This is a genomic window from Paraburkholderia sp. BL9I2N2 (assembly GCF_004339745.1).
Taxonomy (GTDB): domain Bacteria; phylum Pseudomonadota; class Gammaproteobacteria; order Burkholderiales; family Burkholderiaceae; genus Paraburkholderia.
In genome coordinates this window covers 926751-953438 of sequence record NZ_SMGP01000003.1, presented here as the reverse complement: position 1 = coordinate 953438, position 26688 = coordinate 926751, and the positions used below count along the sequence as shown (strand labels likewise).

Sequence of the window (26688 nt, the reverse complement as noted above, 5' to 3'; positions counted from 1 at the left end):
GCGCGGCGGGCCTGTGATGTTGATGAAAGCGGGCGGCACACGCGTTACTGCCGCATTACTGCTCGGGTTGCTGTTCCTTCCAGCGCTTGACCACACCGGTCTCGATGTCGAACAGATCGAGCATGCGGCCGACTGTGTGATTGACAATGTCGTCGATCGATTGCGGCTTCGAGTAGAACGCTGGCACGATCGGCGCGATCACCGCGCCCATGTCCGAAAGCTGCACGAGCGTGCGCAGATGTCCGCCGTGCAGCGGCGTCTCGCGCACGCCGAGCACGAGACGCCGGCGCTCCTTCAGCACGACGTCGGCCGCGCGGCTGATCAGCGAACTCGTGATGCCGGTGGCGATCTCGCTCATCGAGCGCACCGAGCACGGCACGATCAGCATGCCCTTCGTCTTGAACGAGCCGGAGGAAATCGCCGCGCCGATGTCGCCGGCCGCATACCAGTGCGACGCGCGCGCGCGCAGATCGGCGGCGCGCATGTCGGTTTCGTAGGTCATCGTCAGCTCGGCGGCCTTGCTGATCACGAGATGCGTCTCGACGCCCGCCTCGGCGAGCAGTTCGAGCGCGCGGATCCCGTAGATCACGCCGGACGCGCCGGTGATGCCGACGATGATCCGTTCAGGAGTGCCGTTATTTGTCGCCACGATCGCCCTCGACGCCGCGCACCGGCGAATTCGGCTCGACGCCGCTCTTGCGGCGCGCCTGGTAGGACGCGTCGCGCTGCATCCACTCGCCGCGCGTCGCCTGCTCGGCGTTGCGGTCCCATTCCTCGGTCCAGTCGCCGAGCGAGTAGCCGTACCACGGCGACTCCGGCTTCAGTGCCGGCAGGCCGAGGCGTTCCCACAGCACCTTGGCGTTCTCCATGTATTCCTTCTTCGGCAGCGCGAGCGGCGGCATGGGTGTCTTCATCGTCGCGTCGATCAGCATGGCCGAATCGAGGCCGCTCGCATGGTCCGAGCGCGGACCGTGGCCCGCCTCGCGGTACGGAATCAGCTTCACGTCCTCGACCGGATTGCAGCGATAGCCCATCGCCCAGAACACGGCGTCCGCGTTGTTCGGATCGATGTCGTCGTCGATCGCGATCACGAACTTGCCGATCGCGGCCTGCAGCGACATCGTGCCGTACAGCGCGCGCCAGACCTCGGTGCGCTTCGCGCCGCGCTCGAACTGGAGGAACACGAAGCGGCGCAGGTTCGTGAGCGGCTCGTGCAGCGACACTTTCTTGATGCCGCGGATGCCGAGATGGTCGCGCAAATGACGCAGGAACATCGGCTCGTAGGCGAGCCGCTTGATCACGCTCGATTCGGACGGCGTGACTTGCGAGATGATCGAGGTCAGCACCGCGTCCTTGCGGCGCGTGATCGCCGTGACTTCGATGGCGAGGTTGTAGTCCTCGATCGCGACATAACCGTGGCTCTCGCCGAACGGACCTTCCGGTTCGAGATACGTCGGATCGACATACCCTTCGACGACGACTTCCGCCTCGGCCGGCACCAGCAGATCGACGGTGCGGCCTTTGACGACGCGAATCGGCGCACCGGCGAGACCGCCGGCGACGCTCAGCTCATCGACGTTCGGGCGCAGCTTCTGCGGACCTTGGAAGGCGACGACGGGCGGCGCGCCGAGCACGATGGCGACCGGCATCTTCTCGCCCTTGGCCGCACACTTGCGCCAGTGGTCGAGGCCGCCCGCGCGCAGGTTCACGAGCATCATCATGCCGAGGCGCGTGGCCGACTTCAGGTGGCCGCGATAAGTGCCCATGTTCTGCACGCCGGTTTCCGGATCGCGTGAGATCACGCCGGTCATCGTCATGTACGGCGCGGCGTCGAAGCCCGGCGTGGAGATCGGCAGCGGCAGCGATTCGAGGCCGTTGCCGGGACCTTCGAGGTCTTTGCCCTCGATCACGATGTCATGCACGGGACCGCTTTCAACGAGGACGGGCGGGATCGGATTGTCGATCGCGCGGTTCCACGCGTCGCCGATGTCGTCGAGCGACGGCACGTTCATGCCGATCCGGTAGATCTCCGGATTCGCGGCGATGCCGCCGACGATGACCGGAATGTCGTACTTGCGGCCCTTGCTGTCGACGATATTGGTAAAGAGGAACGCCTTGCGATCGGCTTCCGGAATGCCGCCGCGGAACTGCCAGCGCACGAGCGGATGCATTTCGGTGTCTTTGTTGACCGGCTCGTCGATCCGGTACAGCAGGCCTGCCGCTTCGAGGCGCGCGATGTGTTCGTGCAGGTCCGCGTAACCCGGGTTCGTGGAAGACGTGGAAGTAGTGTCTTGATCAGCCATGACTAGAAGTCCCATGAAGCGCAGCGTTGCGCTGCGCCTCTATTGCTTGAAGTGTTGCCCGAGGCGGGCAGGGTACTGCGTGTTCGATCCGTGCCGCACGTGCCGCTGGTGCGGCACCGCGGCGGCGTATCAGCGGCGCATCGACGTCATTGCGTTCGCGAGCGACGCGCCCGCGACTTCGCTTGCGAGCGAGAAATCGGGAATCGTGATCTCGCGGGAGTACGTCTTCAGCGCCGCGATGGCGATCCGGTCGCGCGTGCAGATCGAGGCGACCATCGCGTCCGCGCGCTCGCTCAGACTCGCGGCCGGCACGACTTCGGCGACGATGCCCCACTCGCGCGCGTTCGCGGCGTCGATGGTCTCAGTCAGATAGACCATGTGCGCGGACGCCTTCGGCGGCACCTTGTAGCGCAGTACGGACATCACGAGCGTCGGCGGCAGGTTTTTCTGCAGTTCGGGCAGGTTGAAGCGCGCGTTGTCCGAGGCGACCGCCAGGTCGCACGCGGTGACGAGCGCGCAGCCAAAACCTTCCGCATCGCCTTGCACTTCGGCGAGGAGCGGCACTTCGCTTTCGTGCATCGCGCGGTAGACGTCGAGAATCGGATCGGCCACATTGCGGCGGTACTGCGCGGACGTCGGCGGCGTGGCCGGCGGCGCGCTGACGGCGCGGCCGCGGCAGAACGCGGGACCCGACGCGCGGAGGCGGATGATTTTCACGTTACTGTCGCGGCCGGCCTTGCGGATCTCGGCGGCGAGCGCGCGCATCGCGTCGAGCGTCAGCATGTTGCCGAGGTCCGGCTGGGCAAGGGTGATCCGGTATTCGGAATCGTGGAGCGCTGCGGTGAATTCGGTCGTCATGGAGAAGAGGTGTCGTTAATGAAAACTGGGAATGAGCGCTCGCGATGCGCAAGCGCCCGCGCCGGTCAGCGCGCGTAGGCGCCGGCCTCCTTGAGTTTCTGGAATACGCGCTGCGGAACCAGCGGCGCTTCGGTGAACTCGACGCCGTATTCCGAAAGCGCGTCCTCGATCGCCGCGACGATCGCCGCGGCCGCCGGAATCGTGCCGCCTTCGCCCGCGCCCTTGACGCCGAGCGGATTCAGCGGCGACGGCGTTTCGAGGTGCACGATGTCGATGTTCGGCACATCGGTCGCCATCGGCAGCAGGTACTCGCCGAAGTTCGTCGTGGTCGGCTGCGCGTTCTCGTCGTATTGCATCCATTCGAGGGTCGCGTTGCCGATGCCGTGCGCGACCGAGCCGATCACCTGGCCGTCGACGAGCAGCGGGTTGATGAGCTTGCCCGAGTCGTGCGCCATCACGTAGTTGAGGATCCTGATATGGCCGGTCTCGCGATCGACTTCGAGTTCGACGACGGCGGTGCCGTTGCAGTAGGTCGACTGCGCGGGCGAGAAATACTTCGTTTCTTCGAGGCCGGCAGTGAGGCCCGCCGGCATCGTGAAGCCCGGCATGCCCTGCGAGATCTTCGCGAGCTGGCCGTAGCTCATGCGCTGCTCGATGCCCGAGCGGCGCGCGACGTGTCCTTGCGCGAGGATGAGGTCGTCGGTTTCGCACTTCCACAGGTGGGCGGCGAGCGTGAACATCTTGTCGCGCACGGCCTGGGCGGCGATGTAGACCGAGTTGCCGGCATTGACCGTCGCGCGGCTCGCGAACGTGCCGACGCCCATCGAGATGCCGCCCGTATCGCCGGTGACGACATCGACCAGTTCGAGCGGCACGTTCAGCTGTTCGGCACAGATCTGCGCGAAGGTCGTCTTGTGGCCTTGGCCTTGCGGCGACGCGCCGGTAATCACGGTGATGCGGCCGGTTCCCTGAATGCGCACCGTCGCGCCCTCGAACGGGCCCATGCCGGTGCCTTCGACGAAGCTCGCCATGCCGATGCCGACGAAGCGGCCCTGGCGGCGCGCTTCGGCCTTGCGCACGGCGAAGCCCGCATAGTTCGCGCGCTCCAGCGCCGCTTTCTGGCAAGCCGGATAGTCGCCGCTGTCGTAGCGCAACGGGCTGCCGTCGCGATAGATGAAACCCGCGTCATACGGCATTTGTTCCGGCTGGATCAGATTGCGCCAGCGCAGCTCCGCGCGATCCATGCCGAGCGCGCGCGCGGCCTTGTCGAGAATCCGCTCCATCGCGAACACCGCCTGAGGGCGGCCTGCGCCGCGCACCGGCGAAGTGGCGCACTTGTTTGTGTAGACGACGTCGAGCTTTGCGCCCATCGCGGGGATCACGTAGGGGCCGGGCGTCGTCGTGATCGAGATATACGGGGTGATGATGCCCCACGGCAGGAACGCGCCGTTGTCGTGCACCATCTCGAGTTTCACGCCGCGGATCTTGCCGTCGTTTCCGAGCGCCATCTGCACCGTCCACCACTGGTCGCGCTCCTGCGTGACTGCGAGGAAGTGCTCGCGCCGGTCTTCGATCCATTTGACGGGACGCTTGAGCGCGACCGCCGCGATCGCGACGAGCGCCTCTTCCGGATAGAAAGGCAGCTTCGGACCGAAGCCGCCGCCGACGTCGTTCATCAGCACGCGAAGCTTTTCGGCATCCCATTCGAGCAGCTCAACGAGATTCTTTTTCTCGTGATGCGGCGCCTGACCCGACGACCAGACCGTGAGCTCGCCGTTGGTGGCGTGATATTCGGCGATATAGCCGCGCGTTTCCATCGGATGCGCGGAGCCGCGGTTTTGCCAGTATGTTTCCTCGACGACGTGCGGCGCATCCTTGAAGGCCGCGTCGATGTCACCGAAACCCATTTCGATATGCGCGACGACGTTGTCTTTCGCGTCGGTGTGGCAGAGCGGCGAGTCCGGGCGCAGTCCGTCGCGGCACTCGGCAACGGCGGGCAGCGGGTCGTACTCGATCTCGATCAGACCGCAGGCGTCTTCCGCGATATAGCGATTGTCCGCGACGACGAACGCCACGGCTTCTCCCGCGAACGTTACTTCCGTCGAGGTGAGCAGTTCCTGGGTGCGCTCGAAGCGGATCGCCGGGTTCGGCAGCATCGACGGCGCGCGGCCGCGTGCGCGGCCGGTCAGGTCCGCGTGCGTATAAACAGCGTGCACGCCCTTCAGTTCGCGGGCGGCCGTGCAATCGATCGAGACGATTTTCGCGTGCGCGTGCGGGCTGCGCAGCACCGCGGCTTGCAGCATGTTCGGCAGGTGTACGTCGTCCACATAGGAGCCCTGGCCTTGCAGCAGCTTCTTGTCTTCGGTGCGCATGACGCGCCGGCCGATGTAGCGCTGGTCGGTGGGGGCACCCTTCAGGTCGGAATGGTCCATTGCGTTACTCCGTAGCTTGGGCTGCCGGCGCGGCGGCACGCTGGTCGCGGATGCGCTGAGCGGCGAGCAGGGCAGCCGCGACGATCGGCTGGTAACCCGTACAGCGGCACAGATTGCCCGTGATCGCTTCGCGGATCTCGGCTTCGGTCGGCGAATCCGTTTCGTTCAGCAGTTCGGTCAGCGTCATCAGCATGCCGGGCGTACAGAACCCGCATTGCAGCGCGTGCGTTTCGGTAAAGGCCTGTTGCAGCGCGTTGAGCGTGCCGTCCGCCTGGGCGAGCCCTTCGACTGTCGTCAGCGAATGTCCATTCACCTGGGCGGCGAGCGTCAGGCAGGCGCGCGCGGTGCGGCCGTCGATCAGCACGGTGCAGGCGCCGCAGACGCCGTGTTCGCAACCGTAGTGCGTGCCGGTGAGATTGAGGTCGTGACGCAGGAAGTCACCGAGCATGCGACGCGGTTCGACCTCGTGCTCATAAGCGGTGCCGTTGACGACGACTCTGACGGTACGAGTCTCCATGTGCATCTCCTTTGTCACGCTACGATTGTGTTGCGACGCGCGAGAACGCTGTCTTCAGCGCTCTTTCGGTCAGGACGCCGGCGAGATGCTGGCGGTAGTCGGTGCTGACGTGCGCGTCGGTCATCACGTCGAGCGCGCGCGCCGCGTCGCTCGCGATGCGCAGCGCGTCTTCGTCCATCGGGCGGCCGCGCAAGGCGGTCTCGACCTCGTGCATTCGCACCGGGCCGGGAGCCACACCGCAGATCGTCAGCGACACGCGGTCGAGGCGCTGTTGCGCATCGACGGTGCAGAGCGCCGCGACGCCGACGATGGCGTAATCGCCATGACGCCGCGCGAACTCTTCGAATGCGTAGCCATGGCCTTCGGGCCAGATGTCGAGCGAGATGCCGGCGAGCAGGTCGCCTTCCTCGAGCGCGGGCGTCATATACATCAGCGCCCAGTCGGACATTGGCAGCTCCCGGGTCGCGACTGCGCCGTCTTCGTAGCGCACGATCGTCAGGACACCGTCGAGTGCGGCGGTGAAGCATGGCTGCTCGGACGACGGATCCAGCTGGCACAGGCTGCCGCCGAGCGTGCCGCGATTGCGGATCTGCTTGTGGCTGACGAGCTGATACGCCTCGCGGATCAGCGGCGCGCGCTTCATGACGAGCGGCGACAGTTCGATGTCGCGCTGCCGCGCCATCGCGCCGATGTGAAGACGGCCGTTGCGCTCCTCGATGCGAGTGAGTGCCTCGACGCCGTTCAGGTCGATCAGGTGACTCGTCATCAGATACCGGAAGTTCATCATCGGCATCAGCGACTGGCCGCCGGCAAGCACGCGCGCATCTTCGAGTGTGCCGAGCAGCTGCGCGGCCTCGTCGACGGTGGTCGGCGCGTGATACTGGAATTCACTGGGTTTCATGCGTGCTCCGATAGTGCGGTGGCTTCCTCAGTGGGGCTGCTTGCGCCCGAAGAGCCGCGCGAAGTAATTCCGGATCGACTGCCACATCGCTTTGCGCATGAGTGCGCCCGCATCGAGAGGCACGACCGGCGCCGGTGCGGGGGGCGGGCGGCGCGCTTCGGTGGCCGGCCTGGGTGCAGCCGGTTCAGCGGACACGTTCGAAGCCTCCGGTTCGCCCGCGGTGTTCAGCGCGGTGGCCGGAGTGGCCGGAGCCTGCGCCGCGGCGTGCGCTGCGTCTGCCTCGATAAGCGCGGTCAGGTTCTTGGCGAACTGGTTCAGCAGTTGCTGCGAGAGCGCCTCGATCATCCCGGCACCGCGTCCGTACTGCGCGACCGTGCCCGACAGGTTCACGTCCGAGACGACGTCGACTTTCGTCTTGCCATCGCCGGCGTCGGTGACGGCCGCGTTGATCTGCGCATCGGCGCCGCCGCGGCCCTTGGTGTCGGTGCCGCTTGCGGACACCACGACCGTGCGGTTGGCGTCGTTCTGTTCAGCAATCTTGAATTTGCCCGCGAACTTCAGCGTAAGCGGGCCGAGCTTGACGGTGAAGCCGCCCTTGTAGCTGCCGTCGGGCTGCTGTTCCTTGAGTTCCGCGCCCGGAAAACACGGCGCGGACCGTTCGATGTCGATCATGGTCTTCCAGACGTCGGACGGCGGTGCATCGACGATGAAAGATGAACGGATTGTGATTGCCATACTGCCTCCTCGGGCGGTTGGCCCGTACGGGCGCCGCTCCACTTATCTGGTAACTACCGAGTCGCGCGGCGCGTGAAACTGTCCCAGCGCGCGGGCACGCTCGCGTTTTATTTCATTGAGCGAGGGTCGACAGGAAATCGTCGAATACCGTTGCAAAAGCTTCGTGCATGTCGAACGCTCCAAAGTGCGCCGCGCCCGGAACGACTACGAAGCGGCTCGTCGGCAGCGCGTCGGCGATCTTCTGCGATACCGCTGGCGGAATGCTCGCATCGGCATCGCCCGCGACGACGAGCGCCGGTGCCGACACGCGTGGCAGTTCGCCCAGGTTGTCGAGCAGCGAGATCGCCTGCCAGTTCGCGCTCCAGCTGTACCAGTCGTCGGCGGCGAGGCGCGCACGGCACTTCTGGACGAGGTCGGGGCGCGGCGTATCGGCGGCGAACCAGCGCGTGATCGTGTCGTCGATCACTTCGGACATCGAGCCTTGCCGGCTCATGTCGCCGCGCATGAGAATGCGCGGGCGCACTTCGTCGGGAAATCCGCCGGCCGTTCCGCACAGAATCAGCGCACCGGCCAGCTCGGGAAACTGGATCGCGACACGCTGCGCAATCATGCCGCCCATCGACACGCCTATCAGGGTTGCGCCGGCAAGCCGTTCCTGGCGCAACACCGCGGCGACGTCGGTCGCATGATCGGCGAGGGTGATGGGGGCGGTGACGAGGCTGGAGTCGCCGTGGCCGCGAATATCGATCGCGACGACGTCATACGATGCGGCCCAGTGATCGACATACTCGTCCCACCAGCTCCGGTCGACGCCGATCGGGTGAAGCAGAACCAGCGGCCTGCCCGTCCCGCGACGGGAATAGGCGATGCGACCGGCTGGGATTTCGCAGAAAGTTGAATGAGACATGATGGTTTCGGGTAATGCGCGGGTTCCGGCAGGTGCTTCGCGCGATCGGCTAGCGGGTCGGCAGCCGAAAGCACGAAACCCTTGCTGCCCTCTGGACTGCCAGGCAGGTACGCTTGGGATGAGATGACGATTCGCGAGGCGCCTTGACGAACCGCAAGCCGTCTTCAGGCAGCAGCGGCTTTCGCCTTCAGGTCGAGCACAACCGCCTTCGCGCGACGCAGCCCTTCGGCCGCGACTGGAATGCCTGCGTAGACGCCGGCTTGCAGCACCACCTCGGCGATTTCTTCTTCCGTCACGCCGTTATTCACCGCTCCACGCGTATGCACTTCGAACTCGTGCCAGCGGCCGAGCGAGGCCAGCATCGCAAGGTTCAGCATGCTGCGTGTCGCGCGCGGGAGGCCCGTGCGGTTCCACACGTTGCCCCAGCACACGTCTTCCGTGTACTCGAGGAACACTGTGTCGAACAGGTGGGGATTGGTATTGCTCTGCGTGTGGCTCGAGCCCAGCACTTCTTTGCGGATCTTTGCGCCGATGGCACGGCGTTCGGATAGCGTGATGTCTTCCATGATTATCCTTCGGGGTTTAACCAGCTGTTGTAGGATTGTATAATGGTAGGCAGTATCAGAGCTTCGCTGCGGAATGTCAATATGATTGTATTACGAAGATCAGCGCGGCTCTTTTTTGATTCATATGACAAGGGGATGGAATGAATACCAACAGGCTGGTAGTGCGACCGGTGGCGACGCTGCGCCAGCAGGTGATCGACGGATTGCGCTCATGTATTAGCGACTTGACCTTCAAGCCGGGCGACCGGCTGATCGAGCGCGAACTGTGCGAAATGCTCGGCGTGAGCCGCACGCTCGTCCGTGAGGCGCTGAGTCAATTGGTGGCCGAGGGGCTGGTGCAGATCATTCCGCACAAAGGTCCGATCGTCTCGGTAATGACGGCAGACGAGGCGCGAGGGCTCTATGAAGTGCGCGCCGTACTCGAAGCACTGGCGGGCCGGCAGTTCACCGAGCGGGCGACGGTCGACCAGCGTGCCGAGCTGAAACAGGCGTTGGAAAAGCTCGCCTCGATGCGGGACATGCAAGGCCAGGAGGGCACCATGAGCTTCCTGAAACAGAAAGCGCAGTTCTATGACGTGATGCTCGAAGGCGCCAACAACCCGGTTCTCACGGAGATGCTACGGCTCGTCCATACGCGAGTGATGATGCTGCGCGCCACGACGCTTTCGCAGGCAGGGCGCCTTCCGCAAAGCTATGACGAAATCGCGACGATTGTCGATGCGGTCATGCGCAATGACGCCGACGCAGCCGCGGCGGCGTGCAAGCGCCATGTCGAGCAAGCCGAAAGCCTGGCGGTCGAAGTGCTCGCGGCAGCAGCAACCAGCTAAGTCAACGAAACGCCGCATCTGCCGACCTCTTTCGTACCCGGTACGTTAGAGGCGGAATCCTCGCCTCGACACGCAACGGTCCGGCTTGCGGACCGATCCGACGAGCGGTACGCAACATGAGGCGCTCTTTTTACCTCCTTACTCGCGGCATCAGCCCTTCCCAGCGCGCTTTCCCGCCTAGGCCCAGACGGGTTTGCGCGCTGCGGACATCGCTCATTTCTTTCGATACCTCCCTGTATGACACCGCGCCGTAGGCGTCTCCCGTGGGCAAACGATCGGCAGACAGTAATACAATAATCTGTATTGCAATCACACTGCATTACGATATACTCCGCCAAATGACGAAATCGGGCGCTACGACCCGCATCGAGCAACGTGCTCGCTTATTCGGCGGCAGATCAGGAGACGGGAAGAATGGGCATATCGCAGGGCGCCAAGGCGGCGCCGGTGGCTTCGGCCGAGTCTCAGGGATTCAGGTTGTCGCGCTACCAGTGGCTGGCGCTGATCTCGGCGTTCCTCGGCTGGATGTTCGACTCGATGGATCTGAATCTCTTCACGCTGGTGCTCGTGCCGAGCGTGAGCCAGCTGTTGCACAGCACCGACGCGACCGAAATCAGCAAGATCGGCAGTTACATCATTGCGGGCAAGCTGCTCACGTGGGGCATCGGCGGCGTGCTGTTCGGGGTGGCCGCGGACCGGTTCGGCCGCTCGCGTGTGATGGGCTGGACCATCCTCATCTACGCGGCCTTCACGCTGCTGAGCGCATTTTCGAAGACCTGGCCTCAGCTTGCCGTCGCACAGGCGCTGGCCGGTTTCGGCATCGGCGGTGAATGGGCGGCAGGGGCCGCGCTCGTCGCCGAATCGTGGCCCGGTCGCCAACGCGCCCGCGCCATGCAGATCATGCAGATGGCGTTCGCGTTTGGCTTTCTCGCGGCAGCGCTCGACAACCTGCTGCTTGGCCGCTTCGGCTGGCGCGTCGTACTCGGGGTGGGCGCCGCGCCCGCGCTCGTCACGATTCTCGTGCGCCGCTTCGTGCCTGAGCCTCAACGCTGGGTGCAAGTGCGCGACAGCGTCATAGCCGAATCGGCGATGCAAACTTTCACCGCCATCTTCGCGCCGGGACTACGCCGCAAGACGATCATCGGCGTGATCGTCTCGTCGGCTGCCATGCTGGGCTGCTGGGGCGGTCTCACGTTTCTGCCGAGCTGGATTCACCAGTTGTCGGCTGCAGCCGTTGATCATCGCGACGTCGGCAGGACGGTCAGCTACGCGTTCATTCTCATGATGATCGGTGCGACACTCGGCTACCTTACGCTGATCTGGATGCTCGACGCATTCGGCCGGCGCATGTCGTACTTCATCTTTTCGGCAGGCTCGCTCGTGGTGTCGCTCGTGCTGTTCATGACGGTGCATGACATCGGCCGGGTGCTGTGGCTTATGCCGGTGTACGGTTACTTCGTCATTGGCGCGTTCGGCACTTTTGCCGCTTATTTGCCCGAGCTCTTTCCGACCCGCGTGCGTGCGACAGGGCAGGGCTTCTGCTGGAACATGGCCCGCGCGCTGACAAGTATCGGTCCGATCGCCGGCAATGCGGTGGTCGCGAAGTTTGGTTCGTTCCCGGCTGCATCGGCGGCGGTGTCGCTGCTCTTTATCGTCGGCATGGTGTCGATCTGGTTCGGCCCCGAGACAAAGGGCGTTCCGCTCGACAACTGAGGATCACTGAAGACCACCGGGCAGGCGGAATCGTCCGCGCCGGCGATACAGGTGTTTCCTTCGTGCGATAGCGCTCGAAGGGAACGGATGCGACGCGGCCCCAGTCGAGTCGCCGGATAGGATTTCGTTTTTGGCCTAATGGAACACACCTTGAGCACAGACATGCCGAAATCCGGCGCTTCGATCCGGGAGGCCACCGCAGACAGTCCATCCGCGCGCGTCTTCGACGTCGGAATCAACGAGCGGTTGCCACTCCCGCAACTGGCCGTGCTCGCGCTGCAGAACGTTTTCGGAATGACGGGCATGTTCGTGTTCCCGGGACTTCTCGGCCGCGCGTTTCATTTGTCCGATCCGCAGATCGCGTACCTGTATGGCATGACTTTCATGGCCTGCGGAATTATCACGATTCTGCAGTCGGTGCTGCTGCTGCGCCTGCCGATCGCGCAGGGTCCCTACGCAGGCAGCTTTGGTGCGCTCCTGACGGTCGGTCATTTGCAGTCGGGTGGCCTGGGTACGGCATTCGGGTCGTTCTTCGCCGCGTCATTGATCTGGTGCGTGCTCACGGTGCCGATCCGCGGACGCAGCCTGGCAGGCATGTTCGCGCGGCATTTGCGCCTGCCTATCATCTCCGGAATGATCGTCATGCTGATCGTGGTGCAGATTGCCAGCGTCGCGCTGCCGACCTGGATCGGCAGCGCTAAAAGCCCCGGTTTTCCGGTCGTGAATCTGCTTTCTGGCGCGGTCGCAGTGGCCGGTATCGTTTTCGCGATGCTTTGGGGTGGCCGCCGGCTGCGGCGCGTCGCGATCCTGCTCGGCCTTGCGCTCGGCACGCTGGCTTACACGCTGTTCGAGCCGGTTTCGTTTGCGGCGGTGGCCGCTGCGCCGCTTCTCGTCGAGCCGCGCATCTTCCCGTTCGGTTTCGGCGTGCGCCCCGATCTCGTCGCAGTGTTCCTGCTCGTGCTGATTCCGGCGGGCATGGGATCGATGGCCCTCTACCAGACAGTTGCCGAATGGGGCGAAGAGACGCTCAGCCCAGGCCGCATGTCCGAAGGCCTGTTCGGCGTCGCGCTCGGCTCGGTAGTCGCGGCCGTGTGGGGTGGCTTCAGCACGATCGCGTATCCGGACAACATCGGCATTCTGCGCGCCACGCGCATCGGTTCGCGCTTCGTTACGCTCGCCGCAGGCATCCTCCTGATCGTACTCGGCGGCTGCGTGAAGTTCGACATGCTGCTCGTCGTCGTCCCGATTCCGGTGATCTCGGCCGCCGCGACGCTGCTGTTCGGCATTGTCTTCATGCATGGCGTACATATTCTCGCGCAGGTCGAGTGGGACGATCGCCGGCTGATCGCGTCGGGGCTCGCGTTTCTCGTTGGCCTCGGCGGTCTGTTCATCTCACCGGAAGTAATTCATGCGATGCCGTTGATGCTTCAGCTCGTGCTTCAGCAGCCGGTGATCTCCGGCGGACTCACGCTCGTCGCATTGCACTCGCTGCTTTGCTCGAAGCAGCAGCCGCCGAGCACGTCGGCGGCCAGGCCTTCCCGCGCGCAGAACCAGACTTAGGCAACGCCGCAAAACATGTTCGGGCGGGCAGCGGCCTGTCCGGACTCTTCGACGCACGGTTATTTCTGGATGTAGTGCACAGACACCGGGAAAAACGCCGTAATACAAATTTAATACTTTGTACTACATATCAATAAAGAGAGCGAGCGCTCGGAGCGTCATTCGACACATATCAACGTGTTCGAAGGCGCGCCGCTTCGCAGCCATGAATCCAGGTTTGGAAAGGCGGGAGACATAGATGAAAATAAAGTTGGGGATGAAAGCGCTCATTGTCGGCGCAGCGCTGTTCGCCGAGGCGGCCCACGCGCAATCGAGCGTGCAGCTCTACGGGCTTCTCGATGCGTTCGTCGGCTACAAGAAGCCGATGAACGGTCAGTCGAGCGTGATCGCCGGTAACGGCGGCATGACCGCGCCGTACTTCGGCCTACGCGGGTCGGAGGACATCGGCGGCGGCACGAAGGTCATCTTCGACCTCGAAAGCTATTTCAATATCGAGAACGGCACGATGGGCCGCACCGGTTTCCCGCATGACGGCCTGTTCTCGCGTAACGCATACGTGGGAGTGACCGGCCCATACGGCACGGCGACTGCCGGTTTGATTCCGCCGCTGCTGTGGTTCTCGACCATTACGTTCAACCCCTTCGGGAACTCGTTCGTGTTCTCGCCGAGCGTGCTGCACAGCTACGTCGGCGTGAACGGCCAGGGCGTATTCGGCAATGCCGGCGAGTGGTGGAACGCCGTGTATTACGCGTCGCCGTCGTTCGGCGGCCTAATTGGCCGAGCCATGTACTCGTTCGGCAACGACCCAGGCCATCTCGGCCAGAACAAGTGGAGCGGCCAGATTTCGTACAACCGCGGCGCTTTCGCGACGTCGGTTGTTTATCAGCAGATCAAGTACAGCCTGAACGCCGGCGACCTCGACACCGTGCTGCCGGGACTGACGACGCAGTCGGTGGTGAACCTCGGCATGTCGTACGACCTTCACTACGTGAAGCTGTTTGGCCAGTACCAGCACGTGTGGGATTCGATTTCGAATGGCGACGTCGGCATCGATACCGGTCAGATCGGCTTCTCGATTCCAGTGGGCCTCGGCAGGATTCTTGGCTCGGACGCGTATTCGAAGAGTAGCGGCCATAGCTCGGTTTATCGCAACACCTGGGCGCTCTCGTATGACTACCCGCTATCAACGCGCACCGACATCTATGCGGCGGTGCTGTCCGATCGCGCGACCAGGATGTCGAGCGGCACCACGATCGGTGGCGGTCTGCGCACACAGTTCTGATCGACTGCCGGCGCCGACGACGCCGACGACGCGCGCGACATGCCGATCCGGCTCCACCGGAGAAAAGCGGGCGCGCGAATTCAGACAGCAATGATGGGCCGTCGCATGCAGTTCGAACCCGACCTTCGTGCAACCACGGCCCCACGAATTTAACGATGTCAATGGAGGAACTATGTTTAAGAGTGGAAGGACCGGGAGCGGCGCGCGCAGGTTCGGTCGGCGGCCAGCAGTGGCCGCAATGACCTTGTTGGGGCTTTCAGGGAGTGCGGCTTACGCGCAAAGCAGCGTTACATTGTATGGCTCTCTGGACGGCGGCCTGCGCAATGTCGTGAACGGCACGAAGGCAGGCGGCGCGGCGCTGACGATGGCATCGAACGGCGTCTACAAATCGAATCGCTGGGGTTTTCTCGGGATCGAGGACCTGGGCGGTGGATATTACGCCCGCTTCAATCTGGAAGCGGGCTACATTCTGTCGACTGGTGCCAACAGCAGCACGACCAACCAGCTGTTCCAGCGTACGTCGACCGTCGGGCTAGGCGGCCCGTTCGGCGAGGTCAACATCGGCCATCAGTTCACGCTGCAGCACAGGTTGATCAAGGACTTCGAGCCGTTCGACCTGCACTATCTAGGCATTACCGAAGCGGCGGCGATTTCGGGCGGCACCAGCGGCCGCGACGACAACGCTATCCACTACCACGGCAACTTCGGTCCGTGGACGGCTCGCGCGGTCTATGCGCCGGGCGGCGTGGCGGGCAGTCTCGCTAGCGGCACCATGTTTGCGGGCGGCTTGAACTACCACACCAAACTGTTCAAGTTCGGTGCGGGCTATACGCATCGCTCGAACCCGTTTTCGGCGACGTCGAGCGCGTATTTCGCCAACAATCAATACACTGCGGGCGGTGCCGTGACGCTCGGTCCCGTCGACCTGATGGGTGGCTATTCGCTCGCAACCCAGGCGGTTCCCTCCACAGCGCACGGCGAGACGCGCAATCAATATTTGTGGGGCGGTTTTCGCTATCACGCGTCGTCGGTCTTCAACGTAACGGGTGCGTATTACGACGACAAGAACGCGACGAACGGCGTGGACGGCAGAAAGGACGTCGCCATTCTGGGCGTCAGCTATGCGCTGTCGAAAAACACCGAGCTTTACGCCGATATCGACTACACGCATTTCACGGGTGGCTACGTGACCAATGCAACGCTGAACCCGTCCTTGCATGAAAAACAAACGGGCGTCTCGTTCGGCATGAACCACTTTTTCTAAGCCGAACCGGACGTGAGGGACGCGTCGAGTATCTTTGAGCCCATGCAACACGGGCTCGAAGGTTGCACTGATCTTTCCCGGTGGGGCGCCGGACGTGCAAGCACTATTCCCATTGCGAATGCTGCGAGTCCACCTCGTGCTGCCCCATGGTTCTTCACTCCTCGATCCTTTTATGATTATTTTATTGCACGCAGAAGGCGCGGGAGTCAAAGGACCGGAAACCTGCGCCCAAGGTCGGGCCCAGCGCCACGCATAGCAAGCGCCTGAGCGAGCGCGAGTCCATCCGGGACTCGACTAACGGAAGCCGTAGACCAGGACCTTTTTCCCTTCAAAACTTTCTTGCACACCTTGCTCGCAATCCGGTGGACACTTTACGTTGCCGTCCCCGCTCACGCCTGACACCGTGACGGCCCTGTAGACAACGGATTCGACGAGCGTCCCGTCAGCAGCGACGACGATGTTCAAATCAGTTTCGACGCCGGCCGGCACGGCTCCGCCGGCGGTATAGACGATTTTCATGGTGCCGGTGCAATCGGAGTTCACCGTGTAGGTGCCCATCTGGTTCGGATTGAAGGTCGTCTGCCCCCCTTTCGGCAACCCGCCAATCATGCCGAAGTCGGTGCGTTGAAAAGTGCCCCTGCCGTCGAACGTCACCAGGGCGACGTCGTCGAGGATCGACGGGGCGGCGTACGGATGCAACGTACCATCGGCAGCTTTCAATCCAAGTATCTCTCCGTGACCGAAAAACTCAAACGGTCCCTTTAGCGTCGCGTTCGAGCAAAGGCCGCCGTGGTCGCCGTGGTCCCCGTGGTCGCCGCGGTCGCCGGGGCCGCCGGCCTGCGCGGCGGCACTGAGCGAGAGAAGTGCCGCGGCGGTTGCGGACAAAATGCTTAAATGCTTGCTTATCATGTTCATCTCCTTGTCATCGACCGCGGCCGCTTCGCTGGCGTGCGCGTGATGTCGAGGCGCGTGCACAGGCACAAAGCGTCGGGCGGAGGCTTTCCAGCGGCGGCGCCGCGCCGCTCACGTTGACCTGATTCATGGTGGTCAGAAGCGCGAGCCTGTGCCATCGACAGAACATGAAGAAATCGTTAACCGTGCATCGACGGTATGTGGCAAAAGTGACGCGGAACGGACAGGGCGGCGCACATCGCCCTGGTGGCCTGCGTCAGCCTGCCCGGCCGGCTCGGGAGGCGCGGTGGAAACGAGGGAAGGGCGCTTCGCCACGTACAACGTCAACTATGTGTTGGCCCTTGACCCGCTGCGCCGCCACGGGTAATTCCAGGTGGCCTCTACCCGCCCGTAAGTGCATGACGCCGCCCCCACCGTCACGGTTATCCGAACGTGGAGAAGCGCAGCCCCCTGTGAAGCGTACCCGGCGCCGGTGGACCCATCGCCGAGAGCTTGCCGGCGTTTCGCCACACGCGGATGACCGTTTGACCTGGCGGATTCAACCGGTGGATGCTTCTATGGACCGCTTCACGCCCTGAGTCAGTCCGTCAAGGCGGGATTTTCGGCTACGATTTTCACCAGGAAGTCCATGACTGCCCGTATTTGCGGCGAACGGCGCAAGTCTCGATGAACAGCCATCCATATATCTCGCGAAAACGGTTCGCCACCGTACGTGAGGCGCTGCAGCTTCGCATCGGTATCCGCCAGGAAATCAGGGAGACCCGCCACGCCCGCGCCTGCCCGCGCCGCTACCAGATGGCCATTGATATCGTTGATTTCGCAGGCAATAGGCCTTTTCCCTGCAACGCTCGTCAACCACTTCTGCTGTGGCACGCCCACGAAGCCAGCGTCATAGGCGATGAACTCCCAGGCGGACGGATCGTGTAGATGAGGATAGTCCTTGCTCGCGTACAGACCAAACGACACGCGCCCCAGCTTCCGCGCGACGCTCGTGAGTTCCTCAGGCCGAGTCAGTCTCAGGACAACATCTGCCTCCCTTCGGCTTAGGGAGACCTGCCGTGCTTCGCACGAAACGGACAGTTGTACGCCTGGATTTGCACGACGAAAGTCTGCTAGATGCTTAACCAGAAAATTCGCCACGAGGACGGGCGGTGCGCTGAGCGTGACCTTGCCGCTCAGCGGCGAACGGCTGGCGTCCAGGAGTCGTTCGACAGCGTACGCGCCTTCTTCCATTTCCTGCGCCAATTCGAACACGCGCTGGCCGATCGGCGTGAGCCTGCAAGTCCTGGGCTGGCGCTCGATCAAGCAGGTCTTGATTTCGCTCTCCAGTGCGCTCAAACGCCGACTCACCGTCGCGTGATCAACTTTGAGGCTTCGGGCGGCGCCCGACAGCGTCCCGATGCGAGCAATAGCCAAGAAATATCGAATGTTTTCCCAATCGAACATCGGTGCATTAACGCAAGGTAGGGTTGCAGATACGGGGAATATTCGCACAAATCCGAAATCCCTATCATCGGACTATGCAAGCCGGTAGGGTTTATTTCTGATGAGCATTTCCATGCGCCGCGACCGACGTGGCACGTTCACCGACGCATTGATCCTTGGGCCAGTGCTTTCGGTTGTCCTTCTCGCTGCTGTCGCGAAGGCGGCGCTTTTGACTGGCGCGTTCTACGTTCTTTTTCCCGAACTGGCCGCGTTGAGCTATGACGTATTCACGCGCCCCGCGGGAGAGTGGGCACGCTCGCCGGTCATGCTGGCGATCACGCCCGCTGTGACCGCGGCACTGGGCACCGCGCTCACGCAAGCGATGGTGTACAGCCTATGGTCGGTGGCGATGACCATTGCCGGCGCGATACTGATCATCGGTTTGATGCGTTCGCCCATCATGCCAGCCATTTCCGCAGCCTTTCTGCCCCTCGTGTTCGGTATCACGAGCTGGTGGTATCCAATCTCCATCGCTGCCGTCATGGCGATTCTGGCCCTCGTCTCCACGATCTATGGCCGTATATTGGCTTCGGGCGATGTTGGTCAGGCGCCCGCGCTCGATACCGTGGCCCAAGCCGATGAGATTGAGCGTGCGCCCTGGCTCAGGATGTGGCTACCCATTTTCATTTTCTTCGGGTTTGTTCTCGTGGCGTACGGATTAGCCCGCGTCACCGGTCTACGGCTGATCCTGTTTCCCCCACTTGTTATGACCGCATTCGAGATCTTCACCAACGCTAACATCCGTCCATGGGCGAAGCGGCCCCTCACTTTGCCCCTTGTCTGCACGATCACCGCCGCTGTCGGGCTCGCCGCGCTTTTGTGGTTCGGCGCCGGCCCGTTGTCCGTCGTCGTTTCGTTGCTGGTCGGAATCGTGACGTTACGTGCACTGCGACTCCACTTTCCACCCGCCCTGACGGTGGGTCTTTTGCCACAAATCATGCTGCACCCTGATTGGCGTTTCGTGCTCGCTGTCACACTGGGTAGTGCGGCGCTTGTCGGCGCATTTCTGCTCGCTCGTCCCCTATTGCCTGATCAAAGCGCACGCTCAAGCGGATGACTGATCAGGTTCACTAAGCTTCACGCGCCATCCGCCCGCTATTCGCCTATTTTTCATCGCCCCAAAGGAATACATCATGCCTCGCTTCCATACTATCTCAGTGTCTGAAGCCACCGGCCACACGGCCGAATTGTTTAAAGGTGTCAAAGCGGCTGTCGGCAAGGTCCCGAATTCATACATTGGAATCGGCGCTAATAGCCCGGTCGCGCTGGAGGCAGTACTGAGTCTTGAGGCATCGCTCAAAAAGAGCAACTTGAGCGCACGAGACATCGAAGTCGTTAAACTGGTTGTCAGCCAGACAACCGGCTGCGGCTATTGCCTCGCCGCACACACGCTGTTGAGCAAAAAAATGGGCCTTGACCGTGAGGCCATTCTGGCGTTGCGTCAGGCCCGGCCGTCGGGCGACGCGCACGATGATGCGTTGGCCAAGTTTGTGCTGCATCTAATCACAACGAGCGGCACAGTTCAGACCGAAGTGATAACGGAGGTCAAGCAGGCCGGTGTCACCGATGCACAAATCGTCGATGTTGCGATGGCCATAGCCAGCATTGCATTCACCAATCTGTTTAACCGTATCAACGACACTACGCTCGACTTCCCTGCTGCGGACTAGTGCGAAAGCATCGGCTCCTTGCATCTGATAGCACTTGCGTGAGCCCATGCGAGCGCAAGCGCTGCTGAAAATTAGTCGATGTTCGCGCTGACGGCGATCAACGGGTAGCAACAACTGAGGACGCAACGTCTGTGGCGATAAAGCTTTCGTTTGAAGTTCTTGCGGTCTTGGACGCGATTGATCGCACTGGCACATTCGCTGAAGCAGCAAAGTCGTTGCATCGAGTTCCTTCGTCACTCACGTACCTCGTGCAGAAGCTGGAAGGCGATATGAACGTCGAGCTTTTCGATCGCAGCGGCAGACGAGCAAAACTCACGCAAGCCGGTCGCTTCCTTGTCGATGAAGGGCGGCAACTTTTACACGCTGCTCGACATCTGGAAATCAAAACAAAGGGAATACAGGACGGCTGGGAATCGGAGCTGCGGATATGCCTCGACGCAATCCTGCCTTCCGCATCTTTGTGGCCGTATGTCCGTGCCTTCTACGATCTCGAGATGGTTACCCAACTACGCCTTTCCACCGAGGTGCTTGGGGGAGTCTGGGATGCGCTGATTACCCGACGGGCCGATCTGGCCGTGGGTGCATTTGGTGAGCCGCCGCATGCCGCCAACATCGCAGCTCGACCAATCGGCACGCTCCGACACGTGTTCGTCGTTGCACCGGACCATCCACTCGCAGGCATCCTCGAGCCGTTGCGAAGCGAGACGATCGCAAGATACCGAGGTGTTGTCATAAGCGACACTTCGCGCAAACTGCAACCTCAATCGGTGGCCAAACACGATGGGCAGATGGTGATTGTCGTGCCGACACTGGGCGCGAAGGTTGAAGCGTTGTGCGAAGGTATCGCTGTCGGAATGCTGCCCGAGCGCGTAGCGGAAGGGCCGATCCATGAGGGGAGACTCGTCGCCCGACGCATTGTCGGCGTGCGTGAACTGACAAATTGCTACCTGGCCTGGCGCGAAGACAAGGTGGGGCGAGCATTGGAGTGGTGGATCGAGCGACTAAACACATCCGATTTGGCTGAGCGGTTCCTGGCGGGACTTGGTGACACGAAAGAACAGCAACGTGTGGTCAATAGGCACGACCCGGCCATGAGGAGACAGTCGTCCGGCGCTACCGAATGGCCGGTCACGGCGTGAGCGGACGTTCCGGTTCTGCGGACGCAATGGCGCCTCAGGATCGAACAGAGCCCTTGCCTGGAATTTTCCGAGGTTCTTTTCGCCTCCGGCGCGAGCATTGGCTGTCGTACTGATTGATCCCTTGCCCAATGTCGATGAGATTTGCGGGCCGCAATGGCGGCGTGGATAGTCGCGAGCGCAGCGTCTTTCGCGGCGCGGTGCGGCTATACATGCCAGGCTTTAAGAACCATGATGATCGTGGTGCCAACCACCTTTGTCTTGCCGAACGGGTGACCTCGATATCGAACGCAGGCTGACCCTTCGAGGACGTGCTGGCTGCGCGCCGTCGGCGCATTTCGGTGGATAAGCGGGGGTGAGCGGGGCTGGAACAGGGTCTTGATGACGTCAGGCGGCGGATACACGGCCGGATCGTTCGCCACGTCCTTGTCCACGTACTTGCGCGCTTCGAGGTTGGCGCTCGGGTAGTAGACGGCGTTGGTGATCGCGGCGTGAACCTGCGGCGTTTCGATGTAGTTGATCCACTCGAGCGCGGCTTCCTTGTTCTTCGCGTCCTTCGGAATCGCCATCACGTCGAACCACACCGGCGCGCCGCCCTTCGGAATGTAATACTCGACCTTGTAAGACTTCTTCGCTTCGACCGCACGATGCTTGGCGATCACGACGTCGCCCGACCAGCCGTACGCGAAACACACGTCACCGCCGACCAGGTCGTTGATATAGCCCGACGAGTTGAACTGCGTGATGTACGGGCGGATCTTCTTCATCATCTCGAGCGCGGCGCGGTAGTCGGCCGGGTTCGTGCTCATCGGATCCTTGCCGATGTAGTGCAGCGCGGCGGCGAACATCTGATCCGGCGCGTCGAGCACGGAGACGCCGCAAGCCTTCAGCTTCGAAATGTTTTCCGGCTTGAAGAGGACGTCCCAGCTATCGAGCGGCACGTTCTTACCGAGAATCTGCTGCGCCTTGGTGACGTTGTAGCCAAGGCCGGTGGTGCCGTATGCCCAGGGCACCGTGAACTTGTTGCCCGGATCGGCGCCGGCGACGAGCGCCATCAGCGAAGGATCGAGGTACTTCAGATTCGGCAGCTTGGATTTGTCGAGCGGAGCGAAGATGCCGGCGGCGATCTGCTTGCCGGCGTAGTTGCTGGTCGGCACGACGATGTCGTAGCCGGAATTGCCGGTGAGGAGCTTGGCTTGCAGCGTGTCGTCGCTGTCGTAGTTGTCGTATTTGACCTGGACGCCGGTCTGCCTGGTGAAGTTCGGGATGGTGTCCTTGGCGATGTAATCGGACCAGTTATACACGGCCCCACTACCCGTCTTTTCATTCCGTTCTCCAATCCTGACCGGCCTCGGTCCCACCGCTCATTTCGCGCGCCGCAGAGCCCCGAAAAAAATTAAAAGCTACCATTAATAATTGTCCGCATCAAAAAAATAGGCTTGGTTTTTTGAACGCCGAACCTATGGTAGAACTGTCGTTGCCTCCACTCGACCACTAGACCCGCAACTGAAATTCGACTCGCGGGAAACAGGCGTTCAAACAATACGCTTTCCGGCTACCGGCAAGCAACCGCAAAACCGGCGCGAGTGCCTTGGAACAAGGGCAAGCTGACCGGACAGAAGCCCTCGATCAGGCTGCCGGAATTCTGGGTGATCCGATCATGGCGCGCGGCGCGACATGTTGACCACCCATTAACGGTCGCTCGTTTCGGTCATGTTCGTGCGACCGGGTAGCTTCTGTCGACGGCCCAGGCCTCCATTGAACGTTACCGGACTTGCTGTACAACATCGGTCGGATCCTCTGACGATGCGTATCAAAGCTCGCGCCCTAACGTTTGTCCACGGAAGTTTGGCCGTTATCCAGTGACGACGGGAAAAACCCGTGATATCTGAAAGCTTTATCTGCGGTGCGCTGGTCGGGATAGCCAACCGCACCGACAGACGCGAGCGCCTCCATAGTCATGGAACGATTGGAAACAAACGTCCATTGCGCCGATTCGTCATCGGGAAGCGGTGACGCGCAGCACTGCTCCAGGGCGGTCAGGAGGGCGTCACGGTCCGGTGTGTGAATGACGAACCCCTCGTTCGCGAGCGCGGCATGATCGAGTCCGAGCTCGCGGCAAATCTGGATCCGCAACGGCGTCTCTGACTGCGTCGCGAGACGCGACTGCTGGACGAGTTGATAGGTCGACGCATCGACAAGGACGCCTTGCCGTTGTAATGGCGTTGTTTGCCACGCTTCCGGCGGACAGGCCTTGTTTTGCGGCACCATGGGTACGAAGGGATTGATTTCCGCCGGATAGATTCTGCAGACCAACGGGCGTTCATCGTAAATACCGCAGAGCATGTCGGCGCGCAGATTGGGACACGCGCCAGCGAACGCCGCAGCGAGAATGATCGAGACGCGCACCGGTAACGTTCCGCTCATAACGGCTGACGAACGCGCCCGTTTGTACGCAGCCTGGGCATTGTCGGGCTCCGGCTCGACCGGCCATGGAATAGCTTCGCAGAGGAGTTCCAGCTGTCCCCCACGTTTTAGCCAATCGATCGCCTCGGTGATTGTCAGTGGCAGGCGCAAATCGTGGCAGCACTGGCCACATGTCGTACAGGCAAAGTTGGTATCGTCCACGCTGTTTGTCCTTTCAGGTTCGGTTGCGTCGTGCTTAGTCGGGCCCACGCCGAAATTCTTACAGGGATACACAAGTGAAAAAAGTTGAAGCGTCGTCGTGATTCAGTGGACCGTGTGCGCGCCACATCGGTCCAGTGGCTGGTACAGCGCCCGCGCCCGGATCAAGCCTGGCGTATTTCCGTCGGATAGGCCGGACCTCACGCTTCCTGTGCAGCGTCGTGCAAGCCAGAGAAACCGGCGCATAGCATATGTGGCACAATGTGCTATAAAATCGGAGATAGACATTGAATATTCGTATCCATCGCGACCTGGCGATGCCGCCTGCCCCGGTTCGCCCTTGAGCGTGAGGTCACGATGACCCTTGCCGCGTGGCTTCGTTCCTTTCTGTTCGACAGATTCCCGGCGGACGCTGATTTCAGGGATACGGGAACCAATCGTGTACGTGTGAGTTGGACCGTGCGCGTCGACGGCGGGACACGGCAGAACTCGCCTTACATAATATCCATTGCTCCGGTTGTCAGAGCGCTATGGGAAACGAGTGAAGCTGGCGAGCAGCGCGAAATTGCCGAGCGAATTGCCCAACTCGTCGACGCGCGATGGGTGAGCTACGACCCTCTCCGACGACAAGTCGATATTGAGCGGTTTGTAGTTGCAATAGACTCCGGAGACTTTCGACAGAGTCTTCAATCAACGCGCCCCGAATAGCGTGACGGGTAACGGCAGGAAGGAGGCGATGACTGAAGGGGTGGGCATATTCCTGGTTGCATGCCGGCTGTCGATATCAATGAAGACGTCGACGAACTGGGTATGTGCGGCTGAGGCCGGCAAGCTGGAACGAACAGGCCGACATCGAAGGCCGCGAACTGAAAGCGAGCGGAGTAGACGTGGATCAAGCGGGAAGCTGGCTAAAGTAAAGATAGAGCACGCTTTGCTAAATCATGCGCGTCCCATTTTGCGAAGGCGTCGCGATGAGGTACGGCGCCGACTGAGCAGAAGCGACAGGACTGTGTGGTGGCGCAGATGCGCTGGCTGCTTCTGGCTCCGGTCCGCAGTCACGGCTCGCAGCGCCTGTTTCGCAGTTCAGGGTTCGCTCTGAATCTGACCATCGACTGGGCGCGTTGAACGACCGCTGTCGACCTGAGCGGAAATCCGGATGGTGATACGTCAAATCCTGTCAGCCGGATCAGGCTCATCCTCGCAGCGTGCGCCACGCCCGGAACGAAGCAATCAGCAGAAACGATATGGATCAGGCCTGAGCCTGGAAGACCAGATTGAACGGCGTCTGCGTTGCCCGCGTGAACCGGGTGAAACCGCCCGCAGTGACCACGTTCCTGAGTCGTGTTTCGCCAGCCTGTGCGCCCAATGCCATTTGCCCTTCCTGCGCGAGCGAGGCTCCCGTACAGATCATTGTGGACGCCGAGTAAAACACACGCCCGACCGGATTCAGATTGTCCTCCAGCCTGTCGTTCGCGAAAGGCTCGACGATCATCCACGTGCCACCTGGCTTCAACGAATGCAACACATGCGCGGCAGCACCCGTCGGATCGCCCATGTCATGAAGACAATCAAAAAACGCGACCAGGTCATAATCTTTCCCGGGAAATTGCTGTGCGCTCGCCACGTCGAACGTTACCCGATCGCTCACTCCGGCTTCCTGTGCCGCTTCGCGCGCCCGCTGGACAGACGGTTCGTGGTAGTCGAAGCCGACGAACGTTGCGTCCGGATAGGCCTGCGCCATCAGAATCGTCGAAGCGCCGTGACCGCAACCGACATCTGCGACTCTCGCGCCTTGTGCTTTGAGACGTGGTTCGACACCGTCCAGCGCCGGTATCCAGTCGCTGATCAGATGGGCTGCATAGCTCGGGCGGAAGAACCGTTCGGTTCCCTTGAACAGTGACGGATGATGCTGGTGCCATCCGACTCCGAGCCCCGTGCGAAAGGCAGATTCCAGTTTAGGCAAACTGCGAAACATCGCTTCCGCGCAGTCGCAAAAGCCGGGAATGAACGTTGGACTCGTTTCTTCGGCGAAGCACATCGCCATTTCGTTTTCAAGCTGGTACTGTGCGGTCGACGCGTCGTAGCGGATAAAGCCCGAGGCGGCCTGCGCGGCAAGCCATTCACGAACATATCTCGGCGCGAGACCCGTGCGTTCGGCGAGCTGTTCCGACGTCATCCAACCCTGTTCAGTCATTGCTTTATACAGGCCAAGCCGGTCGCCTAGCGCAATCAACGGTGCCGATGCAACCGCGCCGAACTCGCCAACCATGCGCGCCATGAAGTCCTGTACTTTCTGTTCATCGTATTGCATGACCACCTCCTCGACGAAGGCAGAATTGATCTAACGAAATGGCGACTAATACCAACAATTCGCCAACTTTGAGCATGAGAATTATAGAAAAAAGAAGGCGCGATGAAAGGCCAGATTCACCTTGTCCTGGCTGACTTCGCCCTGTGTATGATTCGCGAACGATGTCGGCCGCGCACTTGAGGTGCCGCGGCGCGTCGCCGAGTGACTGACCAACCAGCAGGATTTCAAATGAGTTCGAATGCGCAAACCAGAAAAGACCTTCCGGCCAAACACGATCTTGAAGCGATGTCTGTCTTCCGCTACGAGCTACGCAAGTTTCTGCGCGTGTCCGAAGAAATCGCCAGCGCGGCGGGTATCACAACGCTTCAGTATCAGCTGATGCTTCACGTGCGCGGTTTCGCTGGGCGGCAGTGGGCCACCGTCGGTGAACTCGCCGAACGGCTGCAGGCGGCGCCCAATGGCACCGCCGCGCTTGTCTCGCGATGCGAATCCGCTGGACTCGTCATCCGCAAGGCTGACGAGATTGACCGCCGCCAGGTTCAGGTGCATCTCACGCCAAAGGGCGAGCGCTGTCTGCTCAAGCTGGCTGCTCAGCACAAGGAGCAGTACGGCTCCTTCAGCTGGGTATTTGGCAATACCGGGCAATAGCGCCCACGTCGTCCTCATTCATCAATCGGAGGCAAG

General features: G+C 61.9%; 22 protein-coding genes and 1 pseudogene. 9 read left to right on the top strand and 14 right to left on the bottom strand.

The genetic code is table 11. The features are described from left to right. Positions 1-55 precede the first annotated feature (55 nt). From B0G74_RS35260 to B0G74_RS35220, 9 genes are all read right to left on the bottom strand, one after another. The gene (locus tag B0G74_RS35260; RefSeq protein ID WP_132380888.1) at positions 56-649 is read right to left on the bottom strand and encodes a UbiX family flavin prenyltransferase; all 594 of its coding nucleotides are present in this window, start codon (positions 647-649) and stop codon (positions 56-58) included. Next, entirely contained in the window at positions 636-2303 is a 1668-nt protein-coding gene (locus B0G74_RS35255) for a UbiD family decarboxylase (protein ID WP_132380886.1), read from the bottom strand. The genes B0G74_RS35260 and B0G74_RS35255 overlap by 14 nt, the downstream gene beginning before the upstream one ends. A gap of 129 nt (positions 2304-2432) precedes the next feature. Continuing rightward, complete coding sequence (locus tag B0G74_RS35250; RefSeq protein ID WP_132380884.1) at positions 2433-3161, bottom strand: enoyl-CoA hydratase/isomerase family protein; 729 nt, start codon at positions 3159-3161, stop codon at positions 2433-2435. Between the two features lie 65 nt (positions 3162-3226). Continuing rightward, positions 3227-5593, bottom strand: a complete 2367-nt coding sequence (locus B0G74_RS35245) for a xanthine dehydrogenase family protein molybdopterin-binding subunit (RefSeq protein ID WP_132380882.1) — start codon at positions 5591-5593, stop codon at positions 3227-3229. Positions 5594-5597: 4 nt separating this feature from the next. After that, positions 5598-6110, bottom strand: coding sequence for a (2Fe-2S)-binding protein (locus B0G74_RS35240; RefSeq protein WP_132380880.1), 513 nt, complete (start codon positions 6108-6110; stop codon positions 5598-5600). 19 nt (positions 6111-6129) lie between these two features. Further along, positions 6130-7011: an FAD binding domain-containing protein gene (locus B0G74_RS35235; protein WP_132380878.1), complete on the bottom strand. Its 882-nt coding sequence runs from the start codon at positions 7009-7011 to the stop codon at positions 6130-6132. A 27-nt stretch (positions 7012-7038) separates the two neighbouring features. Next, positions 7039-7746 (bottom strand): SRPBCC family protein, encoded by a 708-nt coding sequence (locus tag B0G74_RS35230; RefSeq protein WP_132380876.1) that lies wholly within the window; start codon positions 7744-7746, stop codon positions 7039-7041. A 112-nt stretch (positions 7747-7858) separates the two neighbouring features. Next, a complete protein-coding gene (locus B0G74_RS35225; RefSeq protein ID WP_132380875.1) occupies positions 7859-8653 on the bottom strand; it encodes an alpha/beta hydrolase in 795 nt (264 codons plus the stop codon). A 164-nt stretch (positions 8654-8817) separates the two neighbouring features. After that, positions 8818-9219 (bottom strand): carboxymuconolactone decarboxylase family protein, encoded by a 402-nt coding sequence (locus tag B0G74_RS35220; RefSeq protein ID WP_132380874.1) that lies wholly within the window; start codon positions 9217-9219, stop codon positions 8818-8820. A 140-nt stretch (positions 9220-9359) separates the two neighbouring features. On the opposite strand from B0G74_RS35220, the gene B0G74_RS35215 reads away from it, so the two are divergent. From B0G74_RS35215 to B0G74_RS35195, 5 genes are all read left to right on the top strand, one after another. Beyond that, positions 9360-10046 (top strand): GntR family transcriptional regulator, encoded by a 687-nt coding sequence (locus B0G74_RS35215; RefSeq protein WP_132380872.1) that lies wholly within the window; start codon positions 9360-9362, stop codon positions 10044-10046. Between the two features lie 414 nt (positions 10047-10460). After that, on the top strand, positions 10461-11759 hold the full coding sequence (locus B0G74_RS35210) for an MFS transporter (protein WP_132380870.1): 1299 nt from the start codon (positions 10461-10463) through the stop codon (positions 11757-11759). 150 nt (positions 11760-11909) lie between these two features. Further along, positions 11910-13319, top strand: a complete 1410-nt coding sequence (locus B0G74_RS35205) for a solute carrier family 23 protein (RefSeq protein WP_243658459.1) — start codon at positions 11910-11912, stop codon at positions 13317-13319. Positions 13320-13557: 238 nt separating this feature from the next. After that, positions 13558-14601, top strand: a complete 1044-nt coding sequence (locus B0G74_RS35200) for a porin (RefSeq protein WP_132380866.1) — start codon at positions 13558-13560, stop codon at positions 14599-14601. A 172-nt stretch (positions 14602-14773) separates the two neighbouring features. Next, the gene (locus B0G74_RS35195) at positions 14774-15865 is read left to right on the top strand and encodes a porin (RefSeq protein WP_132380864.1); all 1092 of its coding nucleotides are present in this window, start codon (positions 14774-14776) and stop codon (positions 15863-15865) included. A gap of 294 nt (positions 15866-16159) precedes the next feature. Here the strand turns inward: B0G74_RS35195 and B0G74_RS35190 are convergent, their stop codons facing one another. Next, positions 16160-16774, bottom strand: a complete 615-nt coding sequence (locus B0G74_RS35190; protein ID WP_132380862.1) for a hypothetical protein — start codon at positions 16772-16774, stop codon at positions 16160-16162. Between the two features lie 582 nt (positions 16775-17356). After that, complete coding sequence (locus tag B0G74_RS35185) at positions 17357-18223, bottom strand: LysR family transcriptional regulator (protein WP_132380860.1); 867 nt, start codon at positions 18221-18223, stop codon at positions 17357-17359. Between the two features lie 100 nt (positions 18224-18323). On the opposite strand from B0G74_RS35185, the gene B0G74_RS35180 reads away from it, so the two are divergent. The 3 genes from B0G74_RS35180 (at position 18324) to B0G74_RS35170 (ending at position 21071) form a co-directional block, all read left to right on the top strand. Then, complete coding sequence (locus tag B0G74_RS35180) at positions 18324-19319, top strand: HPP family protein (RefSeq protein WP_243658457.1); 996 nt, start codon at positions 18324-18326, stop codon at positions 19317-19319. 76 nt (positions 19320-19395) lie between these two features. Then, positions 19396-19932 (top strand): carboxymuconolactone decarboxylase family protein, encoded by a 537-nt coding sequence (locus tag B0G74_RS35175; protein ID WP_132380858.1) that lies wholly within the window; start codon positions 19396-19398, stop codon positions 19930-19932. Positions 19933-20069: 137 nt separating this feature from the next. Then, positions 20070-21071, top strand: a complete 1002-nt coding sequence (locus B0G74_RS35170; RefSeq protein WP_165924001.1) for a LysR family transcriptional regulator — start codon at positions 20070-20072, stop codon at positions 21069-21071. 365 nt (positions 21072-21436) lie between these two features. Here B0G74_RS35170 and B0G74_RS35165 read toward each other — a convergent pair. The 3 genes and pseudogenes from B0G74_RS35165 to B0G74_RS35155 form a co-directional block, all read right to left on the bottom strand. After that, positions 21437-22372 (bottom strand): annotated as a pseudogene (locus tag B0G74_RS35165) (polyamine ABC transporter substrate-binding protein); the annotation flags it as partial. 523 nt (positions 22373-22895) lie between these two features. Then, entirely contained in the window at positions 22896-23696 is an 801-nt protein-coding gene (locus B0G74_RS35160; RefSeq protein WP_132380854.1) for a YkgJ family cysteine cluster protein, read from the bottom strand. A gap of 1246 nt (positions 23697-24942) precedes the next feature. Continuing rightward, a complete protein-coding gene (locus B0G74_RS35155; protein WP_132380852.1) occupies positions 24943-26004 on the bottom strand; it encodes a class I SAM-dependent methyltransferase in 1062 nt (353 codons plus the stop codon). A 228-nt stretch (positions 26005-26232) separates the two neighbouring features. On the opposite strand from B0G74_RS35155, the gene B0G74_RS35150 reads away from it, so the two are divergent. Then, positions 26233-26652 carry a MarR family winged helix-turn-helix transcriptional regulator gene (locus B0G74_RS35150; protein WP_132380850.1) on the top strand — a complete coding sequence of 140 codons (420 nt, stop codon included), beginning with the start codon at positions 26233-26235 and terminating at the stop codon, positions 26650-26652. Positions 26653-26688: the final 36 nt, after the last annotated feature.

Coding starts and splice junctions, on each gene's coding strand:
- B0G74_RS35255 (WP_132380886.1), bottom strand. CDS start 2,303: ATGGCTGATCAAGACACTACTTCCACGTCTTCCACGAACCCGGGTTAC.
- B0G74_RS35250 (WP_132380884.1), bottom strand. CDS start 3,161: ATGACGACCGAATTCACCGCAGCGCTCCACGATTCCGAATACCGGATC.
- B0G74_RS35245 (WP_132380882.1), bottom strand. CDS start 5,593: ATGGACCATTCCGACCTGAAGGGTGCCCCCACCGACCAGCGCTACATC.
- B0G74_RS35240 (WP_132380880.1), bottom strand. CDS start 6,110: ATGGAGACTCGTACCGTCAGAGTCGTCGTCAACGGCACCGCTTATGAG.
- B0G74_RS35235 (WP_132380878.1), bottom strand. CDS start 7,011: ATGAAACCCAGTGAATTCCAGTATCACGCGCCGACCACCGTCGACGAG.
- B0G74_RS35230 (WP_132380876.1), bottom strand. CDS start 7,746: ATGGCAATCACAATCCGTTCATCTTTCATCGTCGATGCACCGCCGTCC.
- B0G74_RS35225 (WP_132380875.1), bottom strand. CDS start 8,653: ATGTCTCATTCAACTTTCTGCGAAATCCCAGCCGGTCGCATCGCCTAT.
- B0G74_RS35220 (WP_132380874.1), bottom strand. CDS start 9,219: ATGGAAGACATCACGCTATCCGAACGCCGTGCCATCGGCGCAAAGATC.
- B0G74_RS35215 (WP_132380872.1), top strand. CDS start 9,360: ATGAATACCAACAGGCTGGTAGTGCGACCGGTGGCGACGCTGCGCCAG.
- B0G74_RS35210 (WP_132380870.1), top strand. CDS start 10,461: ATGGGCATATCGCAGGGCGCCAAGGCGGCGCCGGTGGCTTCGGCCGAG.
- B0G74_RS35200 (WP_132380866.1), top strand. CDS start 13,558: ATGAAAATAAAGTTGGGGATGAAAGCGCTCATTGTCGGCGCAGCGCTG.
- B0G74_RS35195 (WP_132380864.1), top strand. CDS start 14,774: ATGTTTAAGAGTGGAAGGACCGGGAGCGGCGCGCGCAGGTTCGGTCGG.
- B0G74_RS35190 (WP_132380862.1), bottom strand. CDS start 16,774: ATGATAAGCAAGCATTTAAGCATTTTGTCCGCAACCGCCGCGGCACTT.
- B0G74_RS35185 (WP_132380860.1), bottom strand. CDS start 18,223: ATGTTCGATTGGGAAAACATTCGATATTTCTTGGCTATTGCTCGCATC.
- B0G74_RS35180 (WP_243658457.1), top strand. CDS start 18,324: ATGAGCATTTCCATGCGCCGCGACCGACGTGGCACGTTCACCGACGCA.
- B0G74_RS35175 (WP_132380858.1), top strand. CDS start 19,396: ATGCCTCGCTTCCATACTATCTCAGTGTCTGAAGCCACCGGCCACACG.
- B0G74_RS35155 (WP_132380852.1), bottom strand. CDS start 26,004: ATGCAATACGATGAACAGAAAGTACAGGACTTCATGGCGCGCATGGTT.
- B0G74_RS35150 (WP_132380850.1), top strand. CDS start 26,233: ATGAGTTCGAATGCGCAAACCAGAAAAGACCTTCCGGCCAAACACGAT.